The following is a 25,414-nucleotide window of genomic DNA, read 5'->3' on the forward strand; positions in this document are numbered from 1 at the left end:
GAGTGGCCAATAGGTCTCAGTTGATCAGGTGGCTGAGTTCGACATTGCTTGCCGCTGATCTCAACCTCGACGAGGTTTCTGGCTTGCCCAGGAACGTGATGCTTTCCACGATTCCCAGCGGCGAATCGGAAAACAGGATGCAGCACTTCAGCAGGCGCTGCGCACGCTCCCAGCCGACGCCGTCCGGTGAATCGGCCACGCTTCGCAACGCGGCCTCGACCGAGGCGGCCGTCCAGTTTTCGCTCCGTGCCAGCCCCGACTCGGTCTGCCGGAGAAATTGCAGGAGCGTGCGGGAATTGCTTTCGATGCTGTACATGAGGATGTAATCGATCCGCAGTTTCTTCGTGATCAGCGGAAAGATCAGGTCGATCACGCCGGCGGTCGATTCGCATTTCCCGTAAGCCAGTGAAATCGCGTCGCCGAGCTTGCAGTCCCGGTGAAGCGCATCCAGCGCGGCCTGCACGAACGCCGCTTCGAGGTCAACGGTGGTGAGTTGCATGATGTTCAATGGCCTGTCGAGTGATGGATCGCGGCGAGCACGGGCGGCAGGTGTTACCAGCCGTCCGGAATGGGCATGGAATAGGTCAGCGGCTTCTCCGGCATCACTTCGTCCATGATGTCGGAGTAGCCGGACTCCTGTCCGACCAGGTTCGGCTCGAAGCAGTAGCAGTTGAACGTCTGCTGCAGGACGAGGTTGTTGCGGTCGTTGATCGCCGGCGGGTTTTCGTTGATCGCGATGAAGGCGTCGTAAAGCGAGGCCCTGACGACGTACGCGTGCGCGGTGAGCGTCTCCACGGCCTTGACGATGTTCGGCGCGACGGGAATCGGCGGCGTGAAGTGATACGCGCCCAGGAACAGCATGTGCCAGTCGTCCGGCACTTGCGCGATGAACTCGGGAAAGCGCGCGGCGAAATCGGCGTCGAAGAACGCGTCGTCCTCGAAGATCAGGACTTCGCTCGCACCGGCGGCCTTCGCCTGCTTCACCGCGGCGAGATGGCTCATCGTGCAGCCGTAGTCCTGCGCACGCATATGGCTCAACGATTCCGGCACCCTCACCAGCCTTGCATCGACGGCAGGCAGCCGCTCCACCGTGAGGATGTTCTGCTCTGCGAATTTTCGCTGCATCGCTTCCCAGCGGTCGGGGCGCCGGTCCAGGTTGATGCAGACCTTGCGGGCAAAGGTATTGTCGATCGTCGGCGTTGATTTCATGAGGGCGTTTTTTCCAGAAACGAATTGACATGGGCGGCGAGGACACCAGCATGCGGATCGAGCAGCATGGTCAGGTGGTCGCCCGGGACGTCCGTTACCGCGACGGGGTGCGCCGAGAAGCGGGACCATCCCCAGGTCGCGTCCAGGCGAAGCTGCGCGATCTCGGTCGACGGCGCGTAGTCGCCGGGATCGCGCTCGGTGCTGCGGAACAACGCGATCGGCACGGGCAGCGGGGTGGCTTGCGGCGCGTAGTGCGACTTGAAGTTGGCCTGATAGACGCGCAGGTAGGCGCGCAGGCGGTCGGACCCGGCGTCCGCGAACCAGCTGCCGCGGTCGCCGATCCGTGCGAGGATCAGGCCGGCCTGGGCGTCGGGATCGAGATGGACGAGGTCTGCTCGCGTCACCTGAAGGTCGGTCCCGAGGAAGGTGCCGATTTCGTGGGCGATCGCGACCAGCCATTCGGTGTCGTCCCAGTCCTGCCAGTAAGTGGCGGCCGAGCTGTCGATGGGCGCTGACGCGTCGAAGATCGCCAGCAGTTTCACGTCGGCGCCCTTGGCGACCAGTTGCCGGCTCATTTCGAGCGCCACGTGCGCGCCGAACGAGTGGCCCGCGAGGTAGTACGGACCCGCGCCCACCAGCGGCCAGATGCGTTCGATATGACGGGCCGCGATGTCTTCCACGCGGGTGAGCGGCTCGCACGCGCCGTCGAGGCCGAGCGCTTCCAGCCCGTGAATCGCGTGAGCCTCGCTCAGGTGGTTCGCGAGCGGGTGGAAGTAGACCACGTTCCCGCCGGCGCCCGGCAGCAGGAAGAGCGGCGCGGCGGGGCCGCCGTCGCGAATCGGCACGAGTCCGCCGGCGGGCGCGGACGGCTCTTTCGCGGCCAGCGCCGCCGCCAGTTTCTCGATCGTCGGATTCTCGAAGAGACAGGAAATCGGCAGCCGGCGATCGAACGCCTTCTCGACATGGGCCATCAGCTGGATCGCGATGATCGAGTGGCCGCCCAGGTCGAAATAGTTGTCGCTGACCGCGATGTCGTCTCTTTTGAAGATCTGCCGCCAGATCTCCAGCAACGTGCTTTCGTCCGCTGTATGCGCGACGGCGCGTGCCGCCGTGGCCGCACCGGCAGCGGCTTCGATTGCCGGTCCGGCCGCACCGCGCGGCGCGCTCGGCTGGCCGTCGGCGGCCGGCGGAGCGGCGAGCTGGCCGGTCAGCTGGCCCGGGTTCTCGGCGAATCGCTCGAGCAACGTGCGGAGGGTATCGAGCATCTGCCGCACGACCTCCGGCGCGATGCGGTGGGCATCGTGCGAAATATGGAAGCCGATGCGCTCGTTCGGGTGCACGGTCAGGGTCAGCGGGTAGTTCGATTCCGCGAACGCGCGGGTGTCGAGGATCTCGATGTCGTCCGGCCCGAGATCGGGGGCGGCGGCAACCGGGAAGTTCTCGAAGACCAGCAGGCTGTCGAACAGACTGTCGCCGGCGGGCAGTTCGCTCCACGACTGGATATCGACCAGCGAGCTGTACGAATGCGGCTCCATCGCCGTCTGGGCTGCGTGGACCTCTGCCAGCCATTCGATGAACGGGCGCTCGGGCGCGATCCGCAGGCGCAGCGGCAGCGTGTTGATGAACAGCCCCACGATCGACTCGACGCCGTCGAGCATCGGCGGGCGACCGGACACGGTGACACCGAAGACGACGTCGTCCGTTCCGGCGCGGCGCCGCAGCACCAACGCCCAGACCGCGCGGATCAGCACGTTGAGGGTGACGCGATGCGTGCGCGTGAGCGTTTGCAGCCGCGCGGCCAGCGCCTCGTCGAGCAGGAATTGCTGGGTCCGGCGCTTGTCCTGCCGCGCGGCGTCGCCGGTCGCCTGCCGGGCCGGACTGGCCGCGATCGGCGTGGCGGCCCGGAAGCCGGCCAGCTCGGCGCGCCACCAGGTTTCGTCGGCCGAGCGAGGATGACGCGCGAGCCAGTCGATGTACGCGCGGTATCCCGGCGCCGACGCCGCGACCGCAGGCATGCCGGTGCGGGCGAGCGACAGGTAGTCGTCGAACACCTCTTTCATCAGGGTCGCGGTGCTCCAGCCGTCGAGGATGATGTGGTGCGCGCTCCAGCAGAAGCGATGGCGCGTGTCCGTTTCCTGGATCAGCGTGCAGCGGAACAACGGCGCGCGCTGCAGATCGAAGCCGCGCTTCCGGTCGTCGGCGAGGAACGCATCGAAATCCTGCGCGCGGCGGGACGCATCGCGGTGCCGCCAGTCAAGGAAGGTCCATGGCAGGTCGACCGTGTGCTGCACGGTCTGGACGGGATGGTCGCGATCGGCCCACGCGAACGCGGTGCGCAGCACGGCATGGCGCGCGAGCGCATGGGCCCACGCCTGCCGGAGCGCCGGCACCTGGAGCGGGCCGCTGACGACAAAGCTGAACTGCTGGAAATAGGCGGCAGGATCGAGGTCGTACAGCGAATGGAACAGGATGCCCTGCTGCAGCGACGAGAGCGGGTAGCTGTCCTCGATATCGTTCGCTGCGGTGTCGGGGACCGACGCCGCGAAGTCGAGCAACCGGTCCCTGAAGTGCGCGGCCAGGTTCTCGACCGTCTGCCGCCGGTGGAGCCGCTCGCCGTAGCGCCAGTCCACCTGGAGCTTGCCGTCGGCAACGGCCGCAACGATCTCGAAGGCGTGCGTGCGCTGCGACCGCCCGGCGCGCAGCGAACCGAGGTCTTCGGCCGCCGGGCGCCAGCCATCGGATTGCCGCAATACGGTATCGAGCTGCCCGTGATAGTTGAAGAGAATATCGGCCTTCGGCAACGCGGCGAGACTGTCGCGCACGGCGGCGTCGGGGCTCTGGTAGCGGAGCAGCGAATAACCGAGACCGTCGGCCGGAATCCGGCGCAGCTGCTGCCGCGCGGCACGCAGCGCTTGCTCCGGCGCGTGCATCGCGTCGGCGTCGAGCACGACCGGGTAGATGGACGTGAACCAGCCCACCGTCCGGCTGAGGTCGAGCGGCGCATCCGACACGTGGCGGCCGTGACTCTCGAGATCGATCCGCGTGCGGGTGTTGCCCGTGACCATGCTGCAGGCTTGTGCGAGCGCGACGAGCAGGACGTCGTTGATGCGGGTGTCGTAGGCCCGCGGCAGCCGGCGCAGCAACGCGGTGGTATCGGCTTCGTCCAGCTCGAATGAAACGGACGACGCGTCGTCGACCGCGTTGTTGGCCGCGCCCGTGCCCGGATAGTCCACCGGCATCGGCTCGACGGGCTGCGCGAGGAGGGCTTGCCACAGCCGCGCTTCGTCGCCGATCGCGGGCGACCGGGCCAGTTGCTGCAGATGCAACGCCCATTCGCGGAACGAAGTCGTCTTCCCGGGCAGCGGCTGGCCGTGGTAGGCGGCATGCAGGTCCTCGAGGAGCACGCGCCATGACACGCCGTCCACCGCGAGGTGATGGATCGACACGAACAGGCGGGCGAGCGGTTCATCGGCCAGGCAGAAGAGCCGGGCCGCCAGCAACGGGCCATGCGTGATGTCGATGCCGCGCTCCGCGTCAGCGGCGGCGGCACGCATCGCCGCCAGGCGCTCGCCGGCGTCGCCGGCGATCACCTGCTTCTCGAAGAGCGCCGGCATCTCGCCGCCGGCGACGACCTGCTGGGTCCAGCGGCCCGCATCGCGCGAGAAACGCAGTCGCAACGCGTCGTGATGGTCGTAGACCTGCCGGAACGCGTCGGCCAGCCTCGACGCGTCGATATCCGCCGGCACCTGGATCAGGACCGTCTGGTTGTAGTGCGACGGCGCATCGATCTCCTGTTCGAAGAACCAGTGCTGCACCGGCGTGAGCGGCGCATCGCCCAGCGGGCTCAAGGTCGGCGCGCAGGTTGCCCGCTCCTCGGGCGCGGCGGCCAGCTGCGCGATCGTCTGATACTGGAACAGCTGCTTCGCCGTCACGCGCAGCCCTGCCTGATTGGCGCGCGCGATCACCTGGATGCTCAGGATCGAGTCGCCGCCGAGTTCGAAGAAATTGTCGTGAATGCCGACGGAAGGCAGCTGCAGCACGTCTTGCCAGATCGACGCCAGCAGGATTTCCCGCGGCGTGACGGCGGGTGCGTGCGGCTGGGCCGCGTCGACCCGATCCGCCGGAAGCGGCAGCGCCTTGCGGTTGATCTTGCCGTTCGGCAGCATCGGCAAGGATTCAAGGGCGACGAACTGCGACGGCACCATGTAGTCGGCGAGCTTGCCGCTCAGATAACCGCGCAGACCGGCGATGTCCGGCGTGGCGGTCGCGACATAGGCGATCAGGAACGTTCGGGCTCCTTCGGTTTTCGCGATCACGACGCAGTCGTCGACCGACGGATGCGCGCGCAGCGCCGCCTCGATTTCACCGGGTTCGATGCGCAGGCCGCGGAGCTTGATCTGGTGATCGATGCGGCCGAGGAACTCGATGTTGCCGTCGGGCCGGTAGCGTGCGAGGTCGCCGGTGCGGTAGAGGCGCGCGAGCGGGTCGGCGGAGAACGGATCGGCGATGAACTTCTCGGCGCTCAGTTCGGGTTCGCCGTGGTAGCCGCGCCCGACCGGCGTGCCGCCGATCAGCAATTCGCCGGCCACGCCGATCGGCGTGGGCTGCATCTGCGCGTCGACGATGTAGAGGCGAGTGTTGGCGATGGGCCTGCCGATCGGCACGATGCGGTGCGGATCGTCGCGCCGGCATTCCCACGCGGTCACGTCGACGGCGGCCTCGGTGGGGCCGTAGAGGTTGTAGAGCTTGACGTCCAGGCGCTCGAGGCAGCGCTGCTGCAGGTCGTGGGGCAAGGCTTCGCCGCTGCACACGACGCGGCGCAGCGACGCGCAGTGCGCGTCGAGGTCCGGATGATCGAGGAACGCGCGCAGCATCGACGGCACGAAATGGATCGTGGTGATGCGTTCGCGCTCGATGAGCTCGACCAGGTAGTCGGTCTCGCGCTGGCCGCCGGGGCGGGCGAACACGAGGCGCGCGCCGGTGACGAGCGGCCAGAAGAGTTCCCAGACCGAGACGTCGAAGCTGAACGGGGTCTTCTGCAGCACGGCATCGTCGGCGCCGAGCGCATAGGCGTGCTGCATCCAGAGGATGCGGTTGGTGATCGCGCGATGGGTGTTGAGCGCGCCCTTGGGGCGGCCGGTCGAGCCGGACGTGTAGATCATGTAGGCGAGGTTGTCGCCGTTCAGCGCGGGCGCGGGGTTGGACGTCGCCGCGGCATCGAGGTCGAGCGCGTCGCGATCGACGACGATCACGTGCGCGTCGGTGTCGGGCAGCGCGTCGCGCAGATGCTGCTGGGTGAGGAGCCAGCGCAACTGCGCGTGGTCGATCATGAAGCGCACGCGCTCGGCGGGGTAGTCGGGGTCGACCGGAACATAAGCGCCGCCGGCCTTGAGGATCGCGAGCAGGGCGACGCTCATGTCGAGGGAGCGCTCCATGGCGACGCCGACGAGTGCGTCGGGAACGACGCCGAGCGCGACGAGGTGGTGGGCGAGGCGGTTGGCGCGCAGGTTGAGTTCGGCGTAGGTGAGCGCGGTGTCATCGAAGACGACAGCGACGGCATCGGGCGTGCGCTCCGCCTGTTGCTCGAACAGGCGATGCAGCGGTTGCGCGGCGGCGTCGCCGAAATCCGTGTCGGTGCGGTTCCACTCGACGGTCAGCAGGTTCCGCTCCGCTTCATTCGACAACGACAGCGCGCCGAGCGGGCGGTCCGGATCGGCGATCACGGCATCGACGAGCGTGCGGAAGTGTTCCGCCATGCGATCGATCGTGGCGGCGTCGAACAGATCCAGGTTGTATTCCAGCGAGCCCGCGAGGCCGTCGTCGGCATCCTGAACATGAAGCGTGAGGTCGAACTTCGCGGTGTGGGTCTCCACCGCCACCGGCGTGGCCACGAGACCGGGGAAGCTCACCGCCCGGGATTGCGCTTTCTCGTACGCGAACACGACCTGGAACACCGGCGTGCGGCCCAGGTTGCGTTCGAGCTCGAGCGAATCCACCACCTGCTCGAACGGAATCTCCTGGCGGCTGTAGCCGTCCAGCGCGACGCGCTTCACGCGCGCCAGCAGTTCACCGAAGGTCGGATTGCCCGACAGGTCCACGCGCAGCGCGAGCATGTTCGCGAAGAAGCCGATCAGCGGCTCGGTCATGCTGGAACGCCGATTGGCGATCGGGGAGCCGATGACGAGGTCCTGCTGGTTGCTGTATCGCGACAGGAGCAGCGCATACGCGGCGAGCACGACCATGAACGTGCTGGTGCCGGACGCACGGGCAAGCGCGCGCAGGCCGTCGGCGCGTTCGCTGCTCAGCTGGAACGGCAGGACCGCGCCGCGGAACTGCTGGACGGCGGGCCGGGGGCGGTCGGTGGGCAGTTCGATCAGGTCCGGCGCGTCCGCCAGCGCGGCGCTCAGGAGCGCCAGTTCCCGATGCGTGTCGGCGGACGCCAGGCGCTCGTGCTGCCACACGGCGTAGTCCGCGTACTGCACGGTCAGTTCCGGCAGCGACTCGCCGGCATAGAGCGCGGCCAGCTCGCCGATGAGGATGCCTGACGACCATGCATCGGAGACGATGTGATGCATCACGATGCCGAAGACGTGCAGGCGCTCATGGACGCGATACAGCACGACGCGACAGAGCGGCCCGGCGGCGAGATCGAACGGGCGGTCGGCTTCCTCCGCGAGCAGCGCGAGCGTGTCGGATTCGCTGGCGACGTCGACGACGTCGAGCGCGACCGGCGCCGGCGGCGCGATGCGTTGAACCCCGCGGCCGTCGACGGCGGGAAACGTCGTGCGCAGGATCTCGTGACGCCGGCTGATCTCGGACACGGCAAACCGCAGGCGCGCGACGTCGAGTTCGCCTTCGAAGCGCAGCGCGCTCGAGATGTTGTAGGTGGCCGACGGGCCTTCCAGTTGCGCGAGGAACCACAGCCGCTGCTGCGGAAAGGACAGCGGCAGGTCGTTCGCGCGCGAGCGGGGCAGGATGGCGCCGGCCGTCGAACCGGGGTGGGGCGACGACGCTTCGATCAGGTCGGACACAGCGCCGATGGTCTGGAGTTCGAAGATCGCGTCGATACCGATCTCGACGGAGAAGCTGCTCCAGATCCGCGAGACCAGCTGCATGGCTTGCAGCGAATCGCCGCCGTAGTCGAAGAAGCGGCCGGTGAGATCGACGGCCGGATTGTCGAGCACGTCGCGCCAGATGCGCACCAGTTCGCGCTGAATCGGCGTGGCGTCGAGAGGGGCTTCCTCGGGCGCGGCGGCGGGCTCCAGGGCCAGGAGCGCCGGGCGATCCAGCTTGCCGTTGGCGTTGAGCGGGAATTCGGCGATCGGGATGATGTCGGACGGGACCATGTAGTCCGGCAGCTTCCCGGCCAGGTAGGCCCGCAGGTCCGGCACGCTCAGTCTCGCGGCGCCCTTGACGTAGGCCGCCAGCTTGCGCACCCCGTGGGCGGATTCGCGCAGCATGACCGCGGCGCCGCCGACGTCCTCGTGCGCGGCGATCGCGGCCTCGATCTCGCCGAGTTCGACACGGTGCCCGCGGATCTTGACCTGGTGGTCGACGCGTCCGTAGCACTGGATACGTCCGTCGGGCAGCCACCGGCCGATGTCGCCGGTGCGATAGATGCGCGCTTCGCCGGGAAACGGATGCTCGACGAATTTCGCGGCGGTGACGTCGGGCCGCTGATGGTAGCCGCGTGCAAGGCCGGCGCCGGCGAGGCAGATTTCCCCTGGCACGCCGAGCGGAACCGGCCGCAGCGCGTCGTCGAGCATGTACACCCGGGTGTTGGCGATGGGGCGGCCGATCAGCACCGTGGGCGGCGCGTCCTCGACGCGCTCGACGATGCAGCCGACCGTCGCCTCGGTGGGACCGTACTCGTTGTAGATTTCGATCGCGGGATCGATCTTGCGCAGCGTGGCGATGTGCTGGGGCGTCAGTTCCTCGCCGCCCACGATCACCTTGCGCACGCCGGAGCGTGCCAGGTTCATGTATTCCAGCAGGTGAATGTGGGTGGGCGTGAGCTTGAGGGTGTCGACGCCGCTGCCGGGCTGGAACATCCGGGCCAGGATGGTGTCGATGCTTTCCGACTGCGGATAGATGCGCAGCGTCTTGCCGCGCACCAGCGGGCAGAAGATGTTGGTGAGCGTGAAGTCGAAGCAGAGCGAGCTGTACAGGCCGAAACTGCCGGTCGTGCTTTCCGGAAAGTAATACGCGGCGGCCCACGCGATGTAGTGGGCCAGGTTCCGGTGTTCGAGCAGGCAGCCTTTGGGTTTCCCGGTCGAGCCCGACGTGTAGAGCACGTAGGCCAGGTGCGCCGGTTCTGCACGGTGCGGCGGGTTGTCCGGCAGCGGCGCCCAGCCGGGGAGTTCCTGGTCCAGCAGCAGCGTCACGCCGGAGAATTCATACCACTGCGCGAGCTGACTCGACTGGGTCACCAGCAGCGACAGGCCGGTGTCGCCGAGGATGTGATTGATCCGCTCGGCCGGATACGCCGGGTCCAGCGGAACGAACGCCGCCCCTGCCTTCAGGATGCCGAGAATCGCGACGATCATCCATTCGGAACGGTCGAGCATGATGCCGACCAGCGATTCCGGCCCGACGCCGTGGTGCTCGCGCAAGTGATGCGCGAGGCTGTTGGCCCGCGCGTTCAGGTCGGCGTAGGTCATCAGCGAACTGTCGGTGACCAGGGCCGGCGCCGTCGGCGTGCGTGCGACCTGGGCTTCGAACATGGCGACGACCGTCGGATGGCTGGGGCCGGCCGTCGCGGTTTCGTTGAACGCGGCCAGCAGCGGGCCCTCTTCCGGCGGGGCCGCTTCGATGTCGCCGACGGCCCCGTCGAGGTGTTCGAATGCCTCCAGCACCGCGGCGAGGCTGCCGGCGAAACCGTCGATGATGAAAGGCTCGATGGCCCCGCTGTAACGAAGCTCGATTTCGCCGCGCGCGAGCCGCAGGTGCAACTGCAGATCGTCGTCCCGACCGGTCGGTGCGTGGTGCACGCGGTCGTCCGCCAGCGCGACTTTCGTGAGCTGCGCGAGCGCCATGTCCTTTTCGTTGCGCACGAGCGTTTCCAGCGGGAATCGAGGCTCGGCGTAGCTGTCTTCCACGATCCCGGCCACGCGCGACAGGTAGTCCTCGATGCGCTCGTCGGGGCGGACCTCGATGATCAGCGGAACGATGGCGGCCCGGGCCGACGGATGCCCGGCCAGCCCCGGCGTGCCGAGCACCGTGACCGGAATCCGGAAGTATTTCCAGAGCAGGAACGCGATGCCCGCCGCCGTGACGGCGAATTCGGCCAGCTCGCCGTCGCCGATGCGCCGCAACAGGTCGAGCGACGCGGGCGTGAGCCGCACCGAGCGGGACAGCTGGCGGCCCGGCTGCTGGCTCGGGGCGTACGCCGCGATTCCGTACACGCCGGCGACCCGGGAAAGGCTTTCGCGCCAGAAACGCGCGGTGGCTGCATAGCGATGGTCGGTGACCAGCACGTTATTGTCTTGCACGGGAAACTCCTTGAGACGTTGTGTTCACCTGAAACAACCCGAAGCGGCGCGCACGGCGCGCGCCGCCCGAACCCCGGCGGGCGCGCATCACGTCTTCTCCTCGAGCGCGTCGTCGGCCGTGACCGCGGGCGCGTGCTTCAGGCGCAGGCCGACCCGGACTCGCGGGCCGGCGGCGGGCGCGTCGTCGGAGAGCGGGATGCGATCGACCGGCGTGGCCGGATCGCGACGGAAGACGTCGTGGATCGCGAGCAGTCGATCGCGCATCGCGGCGATGGTCGACGGGCGGAACAGGTGGGTGTTGTAGATGAACTGGATCAGGTGCCGGCCTTCGCTTTCCACGACCTGGAAGGACAGGTCGAACTTGGCCGTCGCGTCCGCCGGCGAGATGTCCGTGATGCGCAGGCCGGGCTGCGGCGCCGGCATCGAAACGTGGTTCACCTGAATGTCGAAGATCGGGAAATGGTTCGCCGGCGTGCGGATCTTCAGGTCTTCCAGCAACACGTCGAACGGATAGGACGCATGCTCCAGCGCTTGCGCGGAGGCTTTCGCCACCCCGTCGATCACCTCCGCGACCGTCGCGGATTTCCGCACCGGCACGCGCAGCACGACGGTGTTGAGGTACACGCCGACCTGCGACTCGAGCTGCTCGCTGTCGCGTCCGGCCGACACGCTGCCGATGACGATGTCCTCACGCCCCGTGTAGCGGTGCATCAGCACGCAGAACGACGCCAGCAGCACCGCGTGGAGCGACGTATGGTGAGCGCGGGCGAGCGTCGCGAGTTCCGCCGCGTGCGGCTGCGGCAGTTCGACTTCGAGTGTCTGCCCGGCATGGCCGAGCCGCTCGGGACGCGGGAAGTCGGATGCCGGTTGCAGGCGGGGCAGCGGCGGCGCCAGTTGTTCGAGCCAGTACGCGCGATGCGCGGCGGCGCGCGGACCCGCGAGGCTCGCGTTGTGCCACGCGGCGTAGTCGCGATACTGGATCGGTAGCGGCGGCAGGTCGCGTCCCGCATACAGCGCATGCAGGTCGTCGGTCAGCACGCGGATCGACCATGCATCCGAGATCACGTGGTGCATGTTCAGCAACAGCAGATGCTTCTCCTGCGAGAGCCGCACCAGCTTGACGCGAAAGAGCGGTCCCGACGCGAGATCGAATGGCTGCTCGCTTTCCGCGCGAATCAGCGCATCGATCGCTTGCGGGCCGGCATCGTCTGCGAGATCGCGCTGCTCGACCCGGAATCCGGACGCTTCGCGGCTGAGGATGCGTTGCCGCAACTCGCCTTCGATCATCGCGAACACGGTGCGCAGGCTCTCGTGGCGATCGACCAGCATGTCGAACGCACGGACGAGGCGCGCGGTATCGACGGCGCCGTCCAGCTGCAGCGCGCCCGCCATGTTGTACGTGGACGGATCCGCGCCGCGGCTGGCGAGCCAGATCCGCTTCTGTGCACGAGACACCGCGTAGGACGGTTGTGCGGCCAGCGCCGGAATGATCGCGTCGTCGTCGGCGGCGCCGTCGACGGGCATGGCAGCCAGCCTCCGTGCGAGCGCGCGCGGCGTCGGCGCATGGAAGATGTCGGCGACCGCGACGTCCAGTTTCAGTTCGCGCCGGATCCGGCTGACCATCTGGATCGCCTTGAGGCTTTGGCCGCCGTGCTCGAAGAAATCGTCGTCGACGCCGTTCGGGCGGCGGCCGAGGACCTCGGCGAACAGGCGCAGCAGCGCCGCTTCGACCGGCGTCTGCGGATCGGCCCGCACGCCGTCGGGCACGGACGCGGCTTCCGGCAGCGGCAGCGCGGCGCGGTTGATCTTGCCGTTCGGCATGACGGGCAGCGCCGGCAGCAGCATCATGGTGTCGGGCACCATGTGCGCCGGCAGCGCGTCGCGCAGTGCGTCGCGCAAGCGTTGGGGCGTCCAGCCGGATCCCGATACGTAGCCGCACAGGGTCATTTCGGCATCCGACGTTTCCCGGGCGACCACCACGGCGTGCGAGATGCCCGCGAGACCGGTCAGCGCGGCTTCGATTTCCCCGAGCTCGATGCGATAGCCACGGATCTTGACCTGGAAGTCGCGGCGGCCGAAGAAGTGCAGATTGCCGTCCGCCCCGAAGCAGCCGATGTCGCCGGTACGATACAGGCGCGCGCCCGGTTCCGGACTGAACGGATCATCGCGGAACACCGCCCGGGTGCGGGCTTCGTCGAACAGGTAGCCGCGCCCGACGCCGACGCCCCCGATGCAGATCTCGCCCTTGACGCCTGCCGGGCACGGATTCATGTCGGCGTCCACGACGTAGAGGCGCAGGTTCTCGATCGGCCGGCCGATCGGAATCGCCGGCCCATCCGGCGCGCGCGTCAGGCTGTAATGCGCGACGGAGTCCGACGCTTCGGTCGGCCCGTAGGCGTTGATGAGCCGGACGGCCGGATTCAGGCGGAACCAGGCTTGCGCGGTGGCGGGCTGCAGCGTTTCGCCGATCGTCAGCAGCGTGTCGAGGTGCGGGAAGGCCGGTGCCGCGTGCCGTTCCAGTTCGCCGAGAAAGGTCGCGAGATAGGACGGTACGAATTGCATCGCCGTGACGCGGTCGCGGTGCAGGCTGTCGATCAGGCGCGCGGGTTCGAGGATCACGGCATCGGGATAGATCACCGTCGTGCCGCCCGACGCCAGCGCCGCGAAGCACTGCCAGACCGAAATATCGGAGCAGTGCGAAGCAGTCTGGGCGACCACGCTCTGCGCACCGAGCCCGACCCGGCGCGCCATCGCGAGCACGTGATTGAGCATGCCGCGATGTTCGACCATCGCGCCCTTCGGCTGGCCGGTCGAACCCGACGTGAAGATCACGTAGGCGAGGTCCGAGGGCCGGCAACGCGGCGTCACGGGCGTCGGCGCTTCGGCACCGCGATGGCCGGGCAGGCGGGCCGGATCGACCAGCGGGACCGACGCCAGCGCCGGCGGCGGCACGCAGTCCGTCGTGACGATGACGGCCGGCCGCGCGAGCGTCAGGAGGGTCTCGACCCGCTGGGCCGGATAGGCCGGATCGACCGGCACGTACGCCGCGCCGCACTTCCAGATGGCCAGGATCGTTTCCAGCATCAGCGGCGAGCGCGGCATCCAGACGGCGATCCGGTCGTCCGGCTGCAGCGGCGCCGTCTGCAGGAGATGCGCGGCGATCCGGTTGGCGCCTTCGACGAGGTCACGATAGGTGCGAACCTCCGTGCCGCAGCGAACCGCCACGCGCTCGGGATGCGCGGCGGCGACGGCCTCGATCAGTTCGGGCAGCGTCCGGTCGGACGGAACCGGCGCGAACGTGTCGTTCCAGCCGAGCAGGATGGCGTCCCGCTCGGCGGCAGCGAGAAGCGGCACGCTGCGGTTCGGGCGATCTTCCGCGCCGGCCAGGCCGGTGAGCAGGGTCTCGACATGGCGCAGCAGGCGGACGATCGTGTCGCGATCGAACCGGCCGTCGTCGTACAGCACCTGCAGCGACAGGCGCTTGCCCGGCGTCACGACCAGCGTCAGCGGGTAATTGTTCGGATCGGACACCTCGAATGCGCCGATCCGCAGGCCGGGCAGCGCATCGGCCAGCGCTTCTTCCACCGGATAGTTCTGGAAGATGAGCAGGCTTTCGAAGAGCGGCACGCCGGGCGGCAGGCCGGCGAATTTCTGGATGTCGGCCAGCGGATAGTGCGCATAGTCCTCCTGCTGCGCGAGATCCATCTGCAATTGCGCCAGCCACGCGGACGTCGGGCGCGCGTCGATGCGCACCCGCACCGGCAGCGTGTTGATGAACAGCCCGACCATTTCGTCCGACGCCGGCAGCGACGCCGGACGACCGGAAACGATCGTGCCGAACACGACGTCCGATTCGCCGCTGTAGCGGCTCAGCAACTGCGCCCATGCGCCCTGCGCGAGTGTGTTCAGGGTGAGGCGGCGGGATTGCGCGAACGCGACGAGCCGTTGCGTGTCGCTTTCGGAGAGCAGCAGCGGCTCTTCCACGTAGGCGCCCGGCGTGGCCGTGCCGTCGAGTTCGGGGCGGCCCAGCACGAGCGGTGTCGTCGCCGGGAAATCCGCCAGCTTCGTCTTCCAGAAACGTTGCGCGGCGGCGTCGTCCTGGCGTGCCAGCCAGCGCACGTAATCGGCGAAGGCAGGCGGCGCGTCCCGCTGCGGCGCGCCGTCGGCCGGCGGCGCCTGATAGGCGGCGGCCACTTCGCTCAGCAGCCGGGCGGAGCTCCACCCGTCGAGCAGGATGTGGTGATGGCTCCAATGGAAGCGCCATGCGTGCTCGCCCACGCGGAACAGCGCGAGCCGCATCAGCGGCGCGCGGGTAAAGTCGAAGCCGCGCGCCCGGTCTTGCGCCACGTAGGCTTCCCGGCGCTGTTCGGCCTCCGCGGCGGACGCCGCGCGCAGATCCTCGTCGTGCCACGGCAAGTCGATCCGGCGATGCACGACCTGCACGGGGCTTTCGATGTCTTCCCAGTGAAACGACGTACGCAGGATGTCGTGCCGGTGCGCCACGGTTTCCCACGCGCGGCGGAACCGTTCGACGTCGAGCGCCCCGTCGATACCGAAATTCAGGCTGCTGAAATACGCATCCGACGCGGGTTCGTACAGGCTGTGGAACAGCATGCCCTGCTGGGTCGGCGTCAGCGGGTAGACGTCGGCGATCTCGTCCGGCCTCACCGATGCCGGCGCCTGCGGCAAGGCGGTCGCGGGCCGGGTCGATGCGGACGGGACGGCGTGGCCGGCGACCAGGGTTTCGAGCGCCGCGATGTAGGCTTGCGCGACGCGCAGCATGGTGTCCGTGTCGTGGCAGGCCCGGCTGAATTCCCACGCGACGTGCAGGCGGTTGCCGGTCACGTATGCGTTGATGTCGAGCAGGTGCTCGCGCAGCTGGTTCGCATGGCGGCCGTCCCCGCTCGATTCCGCGGCCTGTTTCCAGTCGCGTGCGGCGGTGAACAGCTGGTCGGTCTGGCCCAGGTAGTTGAACTGCAGTCGCGGCTGCGGAAGCGGGCCGTCGAGCCGGTCCTGCAGCAGGCCGTAGGTGATGCCCGCGTTCGGCACCGCGCGCAGCCGCGTCCTGACCGATGCGACGAGGCCGGCCGGATCGTGCGAACCGGCATCGACCGTCAGCAAGACCGGGAAGACCGACGTAAACCAGCCCACCGTGCGCGAGATGTCGAGCGCGTCGATCAGTTCCTCGCGCCCGTGCGCTTCGAGATCCAGCAGCACGTCGGCGCATCCGCTCCATTCGCTGACGGCACGCGCGAGCGCGGCGAGCAGCACGTCGTTGACCTGCGCGTCGTAGGCGCGGGGCGCGGCGCCCAGCAAGGCCGTCGTCGCGGCTTCACCCAGTTCGACCACGATCGTTTCGGCGGACGACACGGTATTGGCGTCGGCAGGCGCATCGCGATCGAGCGGCAGGCCGGGCAGGGCGGCACGCGCGAGGGCCTGCCAATGGGCGAGGTCGGCGTCGGCGGCGCTGGAGCCGGCCCAGGTCGAGATCGCCCGGGTCCATGCGGTCCAGGTCGCGCTGCCGCCCGCGAATTCGGGTGCCTTGCCGTTGCGCAGGCGGGTATAGGCGTCGTACACGGTTTCGAGCAGCGCGCCCCACGACACGCCGTCGACGACCAGATGATGGGCGACCAGCAGCAGGCGGAGCGAACGGCCTTCGTCGACGCGGAACAGGTCCGCGCGCACGACGGGGCCGTCCGCGAGATTCAGGCTCGCATGCGACTGCGCGACGTATTCCGCGAGCTGGTCGCGCGCAATGTCGGACACGACGACGGGGATCTCCGGGTCGTCGACGACTTCCTGGGTCCAGCCGCTCTCGCCCGCGCGAAAGCGCAGCCGCAGCGCGTCATGCCATTTGACCGCGTGCCGCAGCGCCTGGCGCAGCAAGGCCGGATCGAGGTCGGCCGGCACGTCGAGGAGGACCGCCTGGTTGTACTGGTCCGGGTCGTGCTTGCTCTGCGCGAAGAAACGCTTCTGGATGGGCGTCAGCGGCAGCGGGCCGGACGACGCGACGAACGCCGCCGCGCCGACGGTGCCGCGCGTCGCCACGGCGGCGAGTTCGGCCACCGTCGGATGCTGGAAGATGAGCCGGGTGGTGAGCTTCAGGCCCGCCTTCGCGGCCAGCGACACGATGCGCATGCTCAGAATCGAATCGCCGCCCAGCGCGAAGAGGTTGTCGTGGATGCCGGGCGACGGAATGCCCAGCGCTTCGCCCCAGATGCGGCACAGCAGCGTCTCGGTGGGCGTGCGGGGCGGCGTCGGCGCGTGTGCCGTGGCGGCGAGTCGCGCGCGGTCCAGCGGCGGCAGCGCCTTGCGGTCGATCTTGCCGTTGCCGCTCAGGGGCAGCGCGTCGAGCACCACGTAGATGCCGGGCACCATGTAGTCCGGCAGCGTGGCGGACAGCGCGGCGGCGATCCCGGCGTCGCTCAGCGACGCGCCGGCGCGGAACGCGACGTACGCGCACAGCGCGGCGCGGCCGGCCTCGTCGCGATAGTCGAGCGCGGCGGCCTGGCGGATTTCCGGAATGGCGGCCAGCGCGTTGTCGATCTCCCCGAGCTCGATGCGGTAGCCGCGGATCTTCAGCTGGTGGTCCTTGCGGCCGTGGAGCACGATCGTTCCATCGGGCAGGTAGCAGCCGATGTCGCGGGTGCGGTACAGGCGGACGCCGCGCTCCGGATGGAACGGATCCTCGACGAACGCGTCCCGCGTGGCGGCCTCGTTGTTCAGATAGCCGCGGCCGACGGCGATGCCGGACACGCACAGCTCGCCGGGAATCCCGATCGGGCACAGGTTCATCTGCGGGTCGACGACGTAGAGGCGAACGTTGCGGATCGGCTTGCCGACCGGTACGTAAGGCGTGGACGGCGCGCTCGTCATGCGGTGCTGTGCGACGTCGTCGGACGCTTCGGCCGGGCCGTACGCGTTCACCAGCGGGATCGCCGGGAACACGTCGAACCACTGCTTCACCAGGGCCGGGCTGACCATCTCGCCGGTGACGAGCAGGTGCCGCAGGTGCCGCATCATCGCCGGCCGTTCCGACGCGCGCTCGAGCACGGCGGACAGATAGGACGGCACCAGTTCGAGGATGCTGATCCGGGTGGTTTCCAGGTACGCGACGAAACGCGCGGGATCGCGAATGCAGTCGTCCTCGACGATCACGGTCTTGCCGCCGACGAGTGGTGCCGTGAAAAATTGCCAGACCGAAATATCGAAGCAGTGCGGCGCGGTTTGCGCGATCACCGACGACGCCGAGATCGAGAACTCGTCGATCTCGGCGAGCATGTGGTTCAGCATGCCGGCGTGCTCGACCATCGCGCCTTTGGGCTTGCCGGTGGAGCCGGACGTGTAGATCACGTAGGCGAGGCTGTCGGGCGACACGGGGCGGCCGGGATTGGTGTCGTCGACGGTGTCGGTGGCGACGTCGAGCGACACGACCGGCGCGATCCCGGCCAGCTCCGGGGGCAGGAGCCCGTCGCAGGTGATCACGAGGGCGGCGCCGGAATCCTCGAGGATGGTGCGGATGCGGGCCACCGGATAATTCGGGTCGACCGGAATGTAGGCGGCGCCGCACTTCCAGACCGCGAGGATCGCCTCCATCAGCTGGGCGGACCGGTGCATGCAGATCGCGACCAGCGCGTCCGGGCCCAGGTCGGCGGCGGCGAGCAGGCGGTGCGCGATGCGGTTGGCGCGCGCGTTCAGTTCGCCCGCGCTCAGGACGCCATCCCGGTACTCGACCGCGGGCCGCTCGGGGTGGTCCGCGGCGGCCTGCTCCAGGCGATGCACCACGGTGAGCGCGGCGTCGAACGGCACGGTGGTGTCGTTGAAGGTCTCCAGCAACTGCCGGCGTTCCGCGTCGGGCAAGATCGGCACGCGGCCGAGCAGCCGGTTCGGATCGGCCGCGAACGCGTCGAGCGTCGCGGCCACGTGGCCCAGCATCCGCTGCATCGTGTCTTCATCGAAGCGCCGCGGGTCGAACGACAGTTCCATCTTCCAGTCGTCGCGCGCCGTCACCACGAATTCGAGCGGAATGTCGGCGCGGTTGTAGAGCTGCACCTCGTCGACCGCCAGCCCGTGCGCGCCATGCGTGAGCGACGCGTCGAGCGGGTAATTCATGAACGTGATGTTGCTCTCGAACAGCGGCGCCGTCGGCGGCACGTCGCTGAAGCGCTGAATGTCGGGCAACGGGGTGTGCTCGAACGGCGCGCGGGCGGCCACGCGCGCCTGGATCATCTTCAGCCACGGCACCAGCGGCTGCCTCGGGTCGACCCGCACCCGCACCGGCACCGTATTGATGAACAGGCCGAGCATGGTTTCGATCCCCGGCAGGTTGGCGCCCCGCCCGGACACGACGGCGCCGAACACCACGTCGGTTTCCCCGCTGTAACGCGACAGCACGAGCGCCCACGCCGCTTGCGCGAGGGTATTGAGGGTGACGTGATGGCGGGCCGCGAATTGCCGCAGGCGCGCGCTCAGGTCGGCCGACAGGTCGGCCTGCACTTGCGCGAGGCCTTGGCCGAAGCGTTCGCCCGCGCCCGCGCCCGCGCGCGCGGCCGTGGGCAGCGGGGTCGGCGTGCGGAACCCTTCGAGATAGCGCGTCCAGTATTGCTGCGCGGCTTGCGGCTCGTGCTGCTGCAGCCACTGGATATAGTCGCGGTAGGGGCGCACCGGCGGGAGCGCCGGCGGCACGCCGCGCGCGAGCGCGCCATAGACCTCGAAGATCTCCTCGATGACGAGCGACAGGCACCAGCCATCGGCCAGGATGTGATGGTGGCTCCAGCTGAACAGGTAGGCGTCGGCGGCGACGCGCACCAGGCGACAGCGCACGAGCGGCGCGCGATCGAGCGCGAAGCCCTCGGCCAGGTCGTTGTCGAGATGCGCGCGCCACCGTGTGCGCTGTTCGTGTTCCGGCAGGTCGAGCCAGTCGTCCTGCACCCACGGCAGCGTGGCGTGCGCGTGCACGACCTGCATGGGCTTGTCGAACTCCTCCCAATGGAACGACGTGCGCATCACCGGATGCCGATCGATGAGCTGCTGCCACGCGGCATGAAACAGCGCGGGATCGAGGCTGCCGGTGATCCGGCAACTGAGCTGGTTGAAGCTGCTTCTCGAGCCGGGCTCGTGCACGGCATGAAAGAGCATCCCCTCCTGCATCGGGGAGAGCTCGTAGATATCGGCGATGGTGGGGGATGTCACGATTTGATCCTTGAGACAAGGGCGTCCAGCGCTTCCTGGCTGATGCGCGCGGCCGGAAAGTCCGACGGGCTCAGCGCACGCGGGCCGTCGCCGCTGGCCGCGACGATCGACAGCAGGCGGCTGCGGTAGCACTGCGTCAGCTGTTCGATGACGCCGGGTGCGCAGGCCTCGCGGTTGTAGCGCCAGGTCAGGCGCAGACGGCCGTCGAACACCATCCCGTCGATCTCGAACAGGTGGCCGCGACGTGCGCGCGAGCTGTGCTCGGGGCTCTGGAAGTCGAGCACCGGCTTCCAGCCCGTGTCGTCGGCCAGCACGCGATCGACCTGGCCGAGATAGTTGAAGCGCACCGGCGCCGGCGGCTGCCGTTCGAGCGCCGCCGCGATGCCGGCGTCGTGGCCGAGGTAGCGGGCGATGCCGTAGCCGAGCCCGCGCATCGGGACCGCGCGCAGCTGCTCCTTGACGTGGCGCAGCGCGTCGACCGCCACGGTGGCGTCGCCGGCGTTCAGGCACACCGGATAGTGGGTGGTGAACCAGCCGATCGTGCGCGACGTATCGACGCCGTCGAAAACGTCCTCGCGGCCGTGGCCTTCGAGATCGACGACCAGCGACGCGTTGCCGGTCCAGTCGCCGAACGCGAGCAGCAGGGCCGTCAGCAGGACTTCGTTGATCTGCGTGTTGAACGCACGCGGCACGTCCTGCAACAGCGCGAGCGTCTGCTGCGCATCGAACTCGACGATCGTCGAGCCCGCTTCGGCGACGGTGCCGGCCGGCATGTCGTCGAAGCACGCCGGCTCGCCGGCGTTGCCCTGGAGCCAGTAGTCCAGCCCCAGGCCGTCGAGCGCGGTCGCGCCGAGTCCGGACAGGCGCGTCGACCAGTCGCGCCAGGCCGTCGTCCTGGCCGGGAGCTGTACCGCGTGGCCCGCTTCGAGCTGGCGACATGCGGCGTACAGGTCTTCGAACAGGATGCGCCACGACACGCCGTCGATCACCAGGTGATGCGCGACCACGAGCAGGCGCTGCGGCGCGTCGGGACCGAACTGGAAGAGGTGCGCGCGCAGCAGCGGCGGCGCCGACAGCGTGAAGCTTTCCTGCATGCCGGTGGCGGTCGCGAGCATCGCGGCCTGCCGTGCGGCAGGCGCCGCGTCCGCCAGCGACGTGACGCCGAGCGGAATGGCCAGCGGCGGCGCGGCATGCGATTGCTGCCACACGCCGGCGACGCACGCGAAACTCAGCCGCAGCGCGTCGTGATGCGTCGCGACGGCCGCCAGCGCGCGCTCGATCGTGTCCGGCCGCAGCGATGCGGGCACCTCGATCATCGTCGACTGGTTGTAGTGGTGCGGATCGGCGACGTCTTGCGCGAAGAACCAGTGCTGGATCGGCGTCAGCGGGGCGGGGCCGACCACCGGCTCCTGCGCGATCCGGATCGACGGCGCCTCCGTCGCGACCTGGGCGAGCTCGGCGATGGTCGGGTGTACGAAGAACTGGTCGGCGGTGAACTTGAGCCCGACCTGCTGGGCCAGCGACATCACCTGGATGATCAGGATCGAGTCGCCGCCCAGTTCGAAGAAATTGTCGTGCACGCCGATCGGCTCGCGGCCCAGCACGTCGCACCAGATCCTGCCCAGGCGCGCCTCGACGTCATTGGCCGGTGCGACGTAGGCGGTTTCGCTCGGCGCGGGCGCCAGTTCCAGCGCGGCGAGCGCCTTGCGGTCGGGCTTGCCGTTCGGCGTCAGCGGCAGGCGTTCGAGCGTCACGATCGACGCCGGCACCATGAACTCGGGCAGGCGTTCCTTCAGGTGTTCCCGCAGGCTGGCGACGCTGGCCGTCGCCGTCGCGACGCAGGCCACCAGTTGCTTGTGCTGCGGCGTGTCCTCGCGCACGAACACGATCGCGTCGGCGACGCCGGCGTGCTGCCTGAGCGCCGCCTCGATCTCGCCCATTTCGATCCGGTAGCCGCGAATCTTCACCTGCGTGTCGCGCCGCCCGGTGACTTCCAGGTTGCCGTCCGGCAGCCAGACGCCGAGGTCGCCGGTGCGATAGAGGCGCTCGCCCGCCTCGAACGGGTGGTCGACGAACGCGGCGGCCGTCAGGTCGTCGCGGCCGACATAGCCGCGCGCCAGCGCGATGCCGGACACGCAGATCTCGCCCGTGCAGCCCTCGGGGGCCAGCGCCCCGTGCTCGTCGAGCAGGTACAGGTGCGTGTTATGGATCGGGCGGCCCACCGGCAGACGGGCGCCGTAGGTGATGGCCGGGTCGACCACGTAGTCCGCGATGCACACGGTTGCCTCGGTCGGGCCGTACGAGTTGTGGCAGGTGCGGGTCCGGGCCAGCTCGCGCAGATCCGCCACGCGGGCGCTGTCGCCCGCGCTGATGACCCGTTTCACGGCGCCGAGCGCGTGCCAGTCGAGCGCGGCGAGATAGGCCGGCGTCGCGTTGACGGTGGTGACGCCCTGTTGCGCGATGTAGTCGACGAAACGCGGCACGTCCCGGATCACGGCGGTCTTCGCCAGCACCAGGCGGGCGCCCGCCAGCAGCGTGACGAAGATCTCCATGATCGAGCCGTCGAAGCCCGGGGAGTAGAACTGGGCGAAGCGGTCGGCGGCATCGAAACCGAATGCGTCCACGTGGTACTGCGCCATGTTCAGGAGCCCTGCGTGTTCGAGCACGACGCCCTTGGGCACGCCCGTGGAGCCGGACGTATAGATGATGTACGCCGCATCGTCCGGCCGCACCTCGACCGGCGCCGATGCCGACGCGGGGGCCAGCGTGTCGAGCTGGAAGTCGAGGGCGAACATCGGGATCGCCCAGAAATCGGCGAGCAACGGCAGGTGTTCCGAGTGCGTCAGCAGCGCCTTGACCTTCGCGTCCTCGATCATGAAGCGCAGCCGCTCCCGCGGAAATTCCGGGTCGAGCGGCAGATACACCGCGCCCGCCTTGAGGGCGCCGAGCATGCCGACGATCCAGCGCTCGGAACGGTCGGCCACCACGCCCACCACGTCGCCGCGTTCGATCGCGTATTCCGCGAGCAGGAAGCTCGCCAGCCGGGATGCCTGGTCGTCGAGTTCGGCATAGGTCAGCGATGCGTCGGCGGTCACCACCGCGACGCTGTCCGGCGCGGCCGCGACCCGTTGTGCGAACTGCTCCAGGAAGGTGCCCTGTACCGCGACGGGCGCCGCATGCGAGCGCAGGCGCGCGCGCTCTTCGTCGTCGAGCAGCGAGACGGTGTCGAGCGGCGCATCCAGTGCGCCGAAGCCGGCCACGACGTTGCGCAGGTGCCGTGCGACATGCTGCAGATAGTGCAGCGTGAATACCGTCGGCCGGCCCGTCAGCACGATCTCGTAGCGCTCCCGACGCCGGATCTCGATCGACAGGTCGTAGTCGGCCGCTGCCCAGGCTTCGTGAAGGCCGTCGAAGCGCACGCCGACGTTGGTCGCGCGCCGTTCGCCATGCAGCTTGTGCGCGAGGGCGGCGATCGGGAAATCCTGGTACGAATAGCTGCGCTGCACGCTGTCGCGCAGCTGGTTCAGGTACGCGCGAACCGTGGGGCCGGGCTCGCCGGCGTCGAGCAGCGGGACGGGCTCGGCGCAGCCGCTCGCGGGTTCGACGATCAGCTGCGGCGACGCCACGAACAGGCCGGCCGCGCCGTCGTAGCGCCCCAGCACGCGGAACAGCGCGGCCAGCAGCACGACGAACGCGCCCAGCTCGTTGCCGGCGGCGAGTCGCTCCAGCACCTGCGCCGCGTCGCCGTCGAGCGCGAACGTCAGGGCCGGCTCGGGGCCGAGCGGCAGCGCATACGCCTGCCACGCCTGCTGAAGGCGGAAATCTTCATCGATGCGACCGAGCGCGTCGTTCCAGAACGCCACGTGTTCCTGGTATTGCCCGCTGGTCGAGAGCGCGTTGAGATTCAGTTCTGACAAAGCACGATCTCCCTCGTCGCGTACAGGATTTCGGAAGCGATGCCCTTGGCCTTGCAGTGCGCGACGAACTGGGTGGACTGGATGTGGCTGGGCGAGTTTTCGTCGAAGGTGTTGTCGAGGAGGTGGTTCAGCCAGGGCTCCTGACCCATCGCATAGACGTACGCCGCGTTGAACGCGAAATCGTCCACCAGCGCGGCGGCCTCGCCGAACTGGCAGCCGCGTGCCCGGCGTGACTGATCGATGTCGCGCGGCAGCGCCTTGGGAAACAGCGGGCCGTAGACCCATGACGGCGGCGCGCCCTCGGTTTCCATCCCGACGAACAGCGTGTCCGGCTTGCCGGCGAGGCGGAAGACATGCTCGTAGAGGCACGGGTCCAGGTTGCACGAATCGGCGATGCACAGCACCGAGCGCGAGCCGAAGCGGATCATGAAGCTCTGCTTGCTGTGGATCGCCAGGTCGTTGTGTTCCCCCATGAACGGAATGGCGGTGATGGCGCCGCCGGGCACCTTGATTTCCTGCGCATCCCGAACTTCCAGCACGTCGTCGAAGCCGAGCTTGCGCAACGCCAGCTCCATCGACGGATCTTGCGGAAAGCCGTCGAGATTCCTGCCGACCACCACGGTCTTGACCTTGTGGCGAAGCTGCAGCAGCGTTTCGAGGACGATGTGATCGTGATGGCTGTGCGTGATCAGCACGTAGTCGATCTGGTCCGGCAGGTCGGCGAACGTATAGCGCGGCAGCGCGGTGTCGTAGCCGTAGCTGATCACCGGATCGATCAGGATGCTCACGCCCCGGCTCTGGATCAGCACGCACGCGTGGCCGTAGTAGCGGATGCGGATGTCGTCGCCGTCGAACGAACGATCCGGTTTCGGCACCGGCGCCTCCTCGACGAAGAACGAGCGGAACAGCGGCTCGTCCTTCTCCTCCACGCGCATCAGGTCGACGATCTTCGCGTAACTGCCGGGCGTGTCGCGCATGCGGAACAGCGTGTCGAGCGCGCGGTCGTCGAAGGCCATGTTGCTGAACACCGTGCGCTCGTCGCGGAGCCGGGGCGTGCTGAGGATGAACGGCCGCGGCGTGTGCTCATCGATCGCCGACAGCGCGATGCTCTGCGCATCGCGCGCATAGAACGGGCTCGCGTACAGCAGGCTTTCGAACACCCGGAAGGACGGGTTGTGGTTCAGGTCGTAGTAGATCTCGACATAGCCCTTCAGCACCTCCGGAATCTCGGGGTAGAGCGGGTCCGACGCCATCCCCGTGGCCCGTTCCAGCAGCAGCGTGGAGAACGCCTTGTATGCCTTCGCCAGTTCCAGTTGCCGGGTCGCGCGTTGGGTGGTCTGCTCGATCAGCGCGCGGATTTCGTCGACGCGCTGGCCGCCCAGGTCGAGGAACGGCCCGCCGCGCATCGCGGGATCCTTGCAGGCCGCCGCATGCATCATCGGCGATGCGGCATAGGACTTCAGCAGCGGCAGGAACCGCTCCGCCACGTTGAGGGCGGCGGTCAACGGCGGAAGCGTGTGATACCACGCGTACCAGCTGTTGATCAGCGGTTCGAACTGGATGTTTTGGCGCAGGTAGACCTGCGTGCTGGACGAAATAGTCAAC

6 protein-coding genes are annotated in these 25,414 nt (G+C 68.6%); all 6 read right to left on the reverse strand.

The annotated features are described in order from the left end of the window. Positions 1-16: 16 nt before the first annotated feature. A complete protein-coding gene (locus LXE91_RS33740) occupies positions 17-499 on the reverse strand; it encodes a hypothetical protein (protein ID WP_046196791.1) in 483 nt (160 codons plus the stop codon). A gap of 53 nt (positions 500-552) precedes the next feature. Then, the gene (locus LXE91_RS33745) at positions 553-1,209 is read right to left on the reverse strand and encodes a glycosyltransferase family 25 protein (RefSeq protein WP_039355063.1); all 657 of its coding nucleotides are present in this window, start codon (positions 1,207-1,209) and stop codon (positions 553-555) included. Continuing rightward, on the reverse strand, positions 1,206-10,700 hold the full coding sequence (locus tag LXE91_RS33750; RefSeq protein WP_046543599.1) for a non-ribosomal peptide synthetase: 9,495 nt from the start codon (positions 10,698-10,700) through the stop codon (positions 1,206-1,208). The genes LXE91_RS33745 and LXE91_RS33750 overlap by 4 nt, the downstream gene beginning before the upstream one ends. Before the next feature lie 87 nt (positions 10,701-10,787). Further along, a complete protein-coding gene (locus LXE91_RS33755) occupies positions 10,788-19,892 on the reverse strand; it encodes a non-ribosomal peptide synthetase (protein WP_076841474.1) in 9,105 nt (3,034 codons plus the stop codon). Next, positions 19,889-23,809, reverse strand: a complete 3,921-nt coding sequence (locus LXE91_RS33760) for a non-ribosomal peptide synthetase (protein ID WP_039355058.1) — start codon at positions 23,807-23,809, stop codon at positions 19,889-19,891. Before LXE91_RS33760 ends, LXE91_RS33755 begins: the two co-directional genes overlap by 4 nt. Next, positions 23,797-25,413 carry an MBL fold metallo-hydrolase gene (locus LXE91_RS33765; RefSeq protein ID WP_039355055.1) on the reverse strand — a complete coding sequence of 539 codons (1,617 nt, stop codon included), beginning with the start codon at positions 25,411-25,413 and terminating at the stop codon, positions 23,797-23,799. Before LXE91_RS33765 ends, LXE91_RS33760 begins: the two co-directional genes overlap by 13 nt. Position 25,414 lies beyond the last annotated feature (1 nt).

The organism is Burkholderia contaminans, from assembly GCF_029633825.1.
Taxonomy (GTDB): Bacteria; Pseudomonadota; Gammaproteobacteria; order Burkholderiales; family Burkholderiaceae; genus Burkholderia; species Burkholderia contaminans.

Bases quoted from the DNA above. Each gene is read 5' to 3' on its own strand.
- LXE91_RS33740 (WP_046196791.1), bottom strand. From the start codon at position 499: ATGCAACTCACCACCGTTGACCTCGAAGCGGCGTTCGTGCAGGCCGCG.
- LXE91_RS33745 (WP_039355063.1), bottom strand. From the start codon at position 1,209: ATGAAATCAACGCCGACGATCGACAATACCTTTGCCCGCAAGGTCTGC.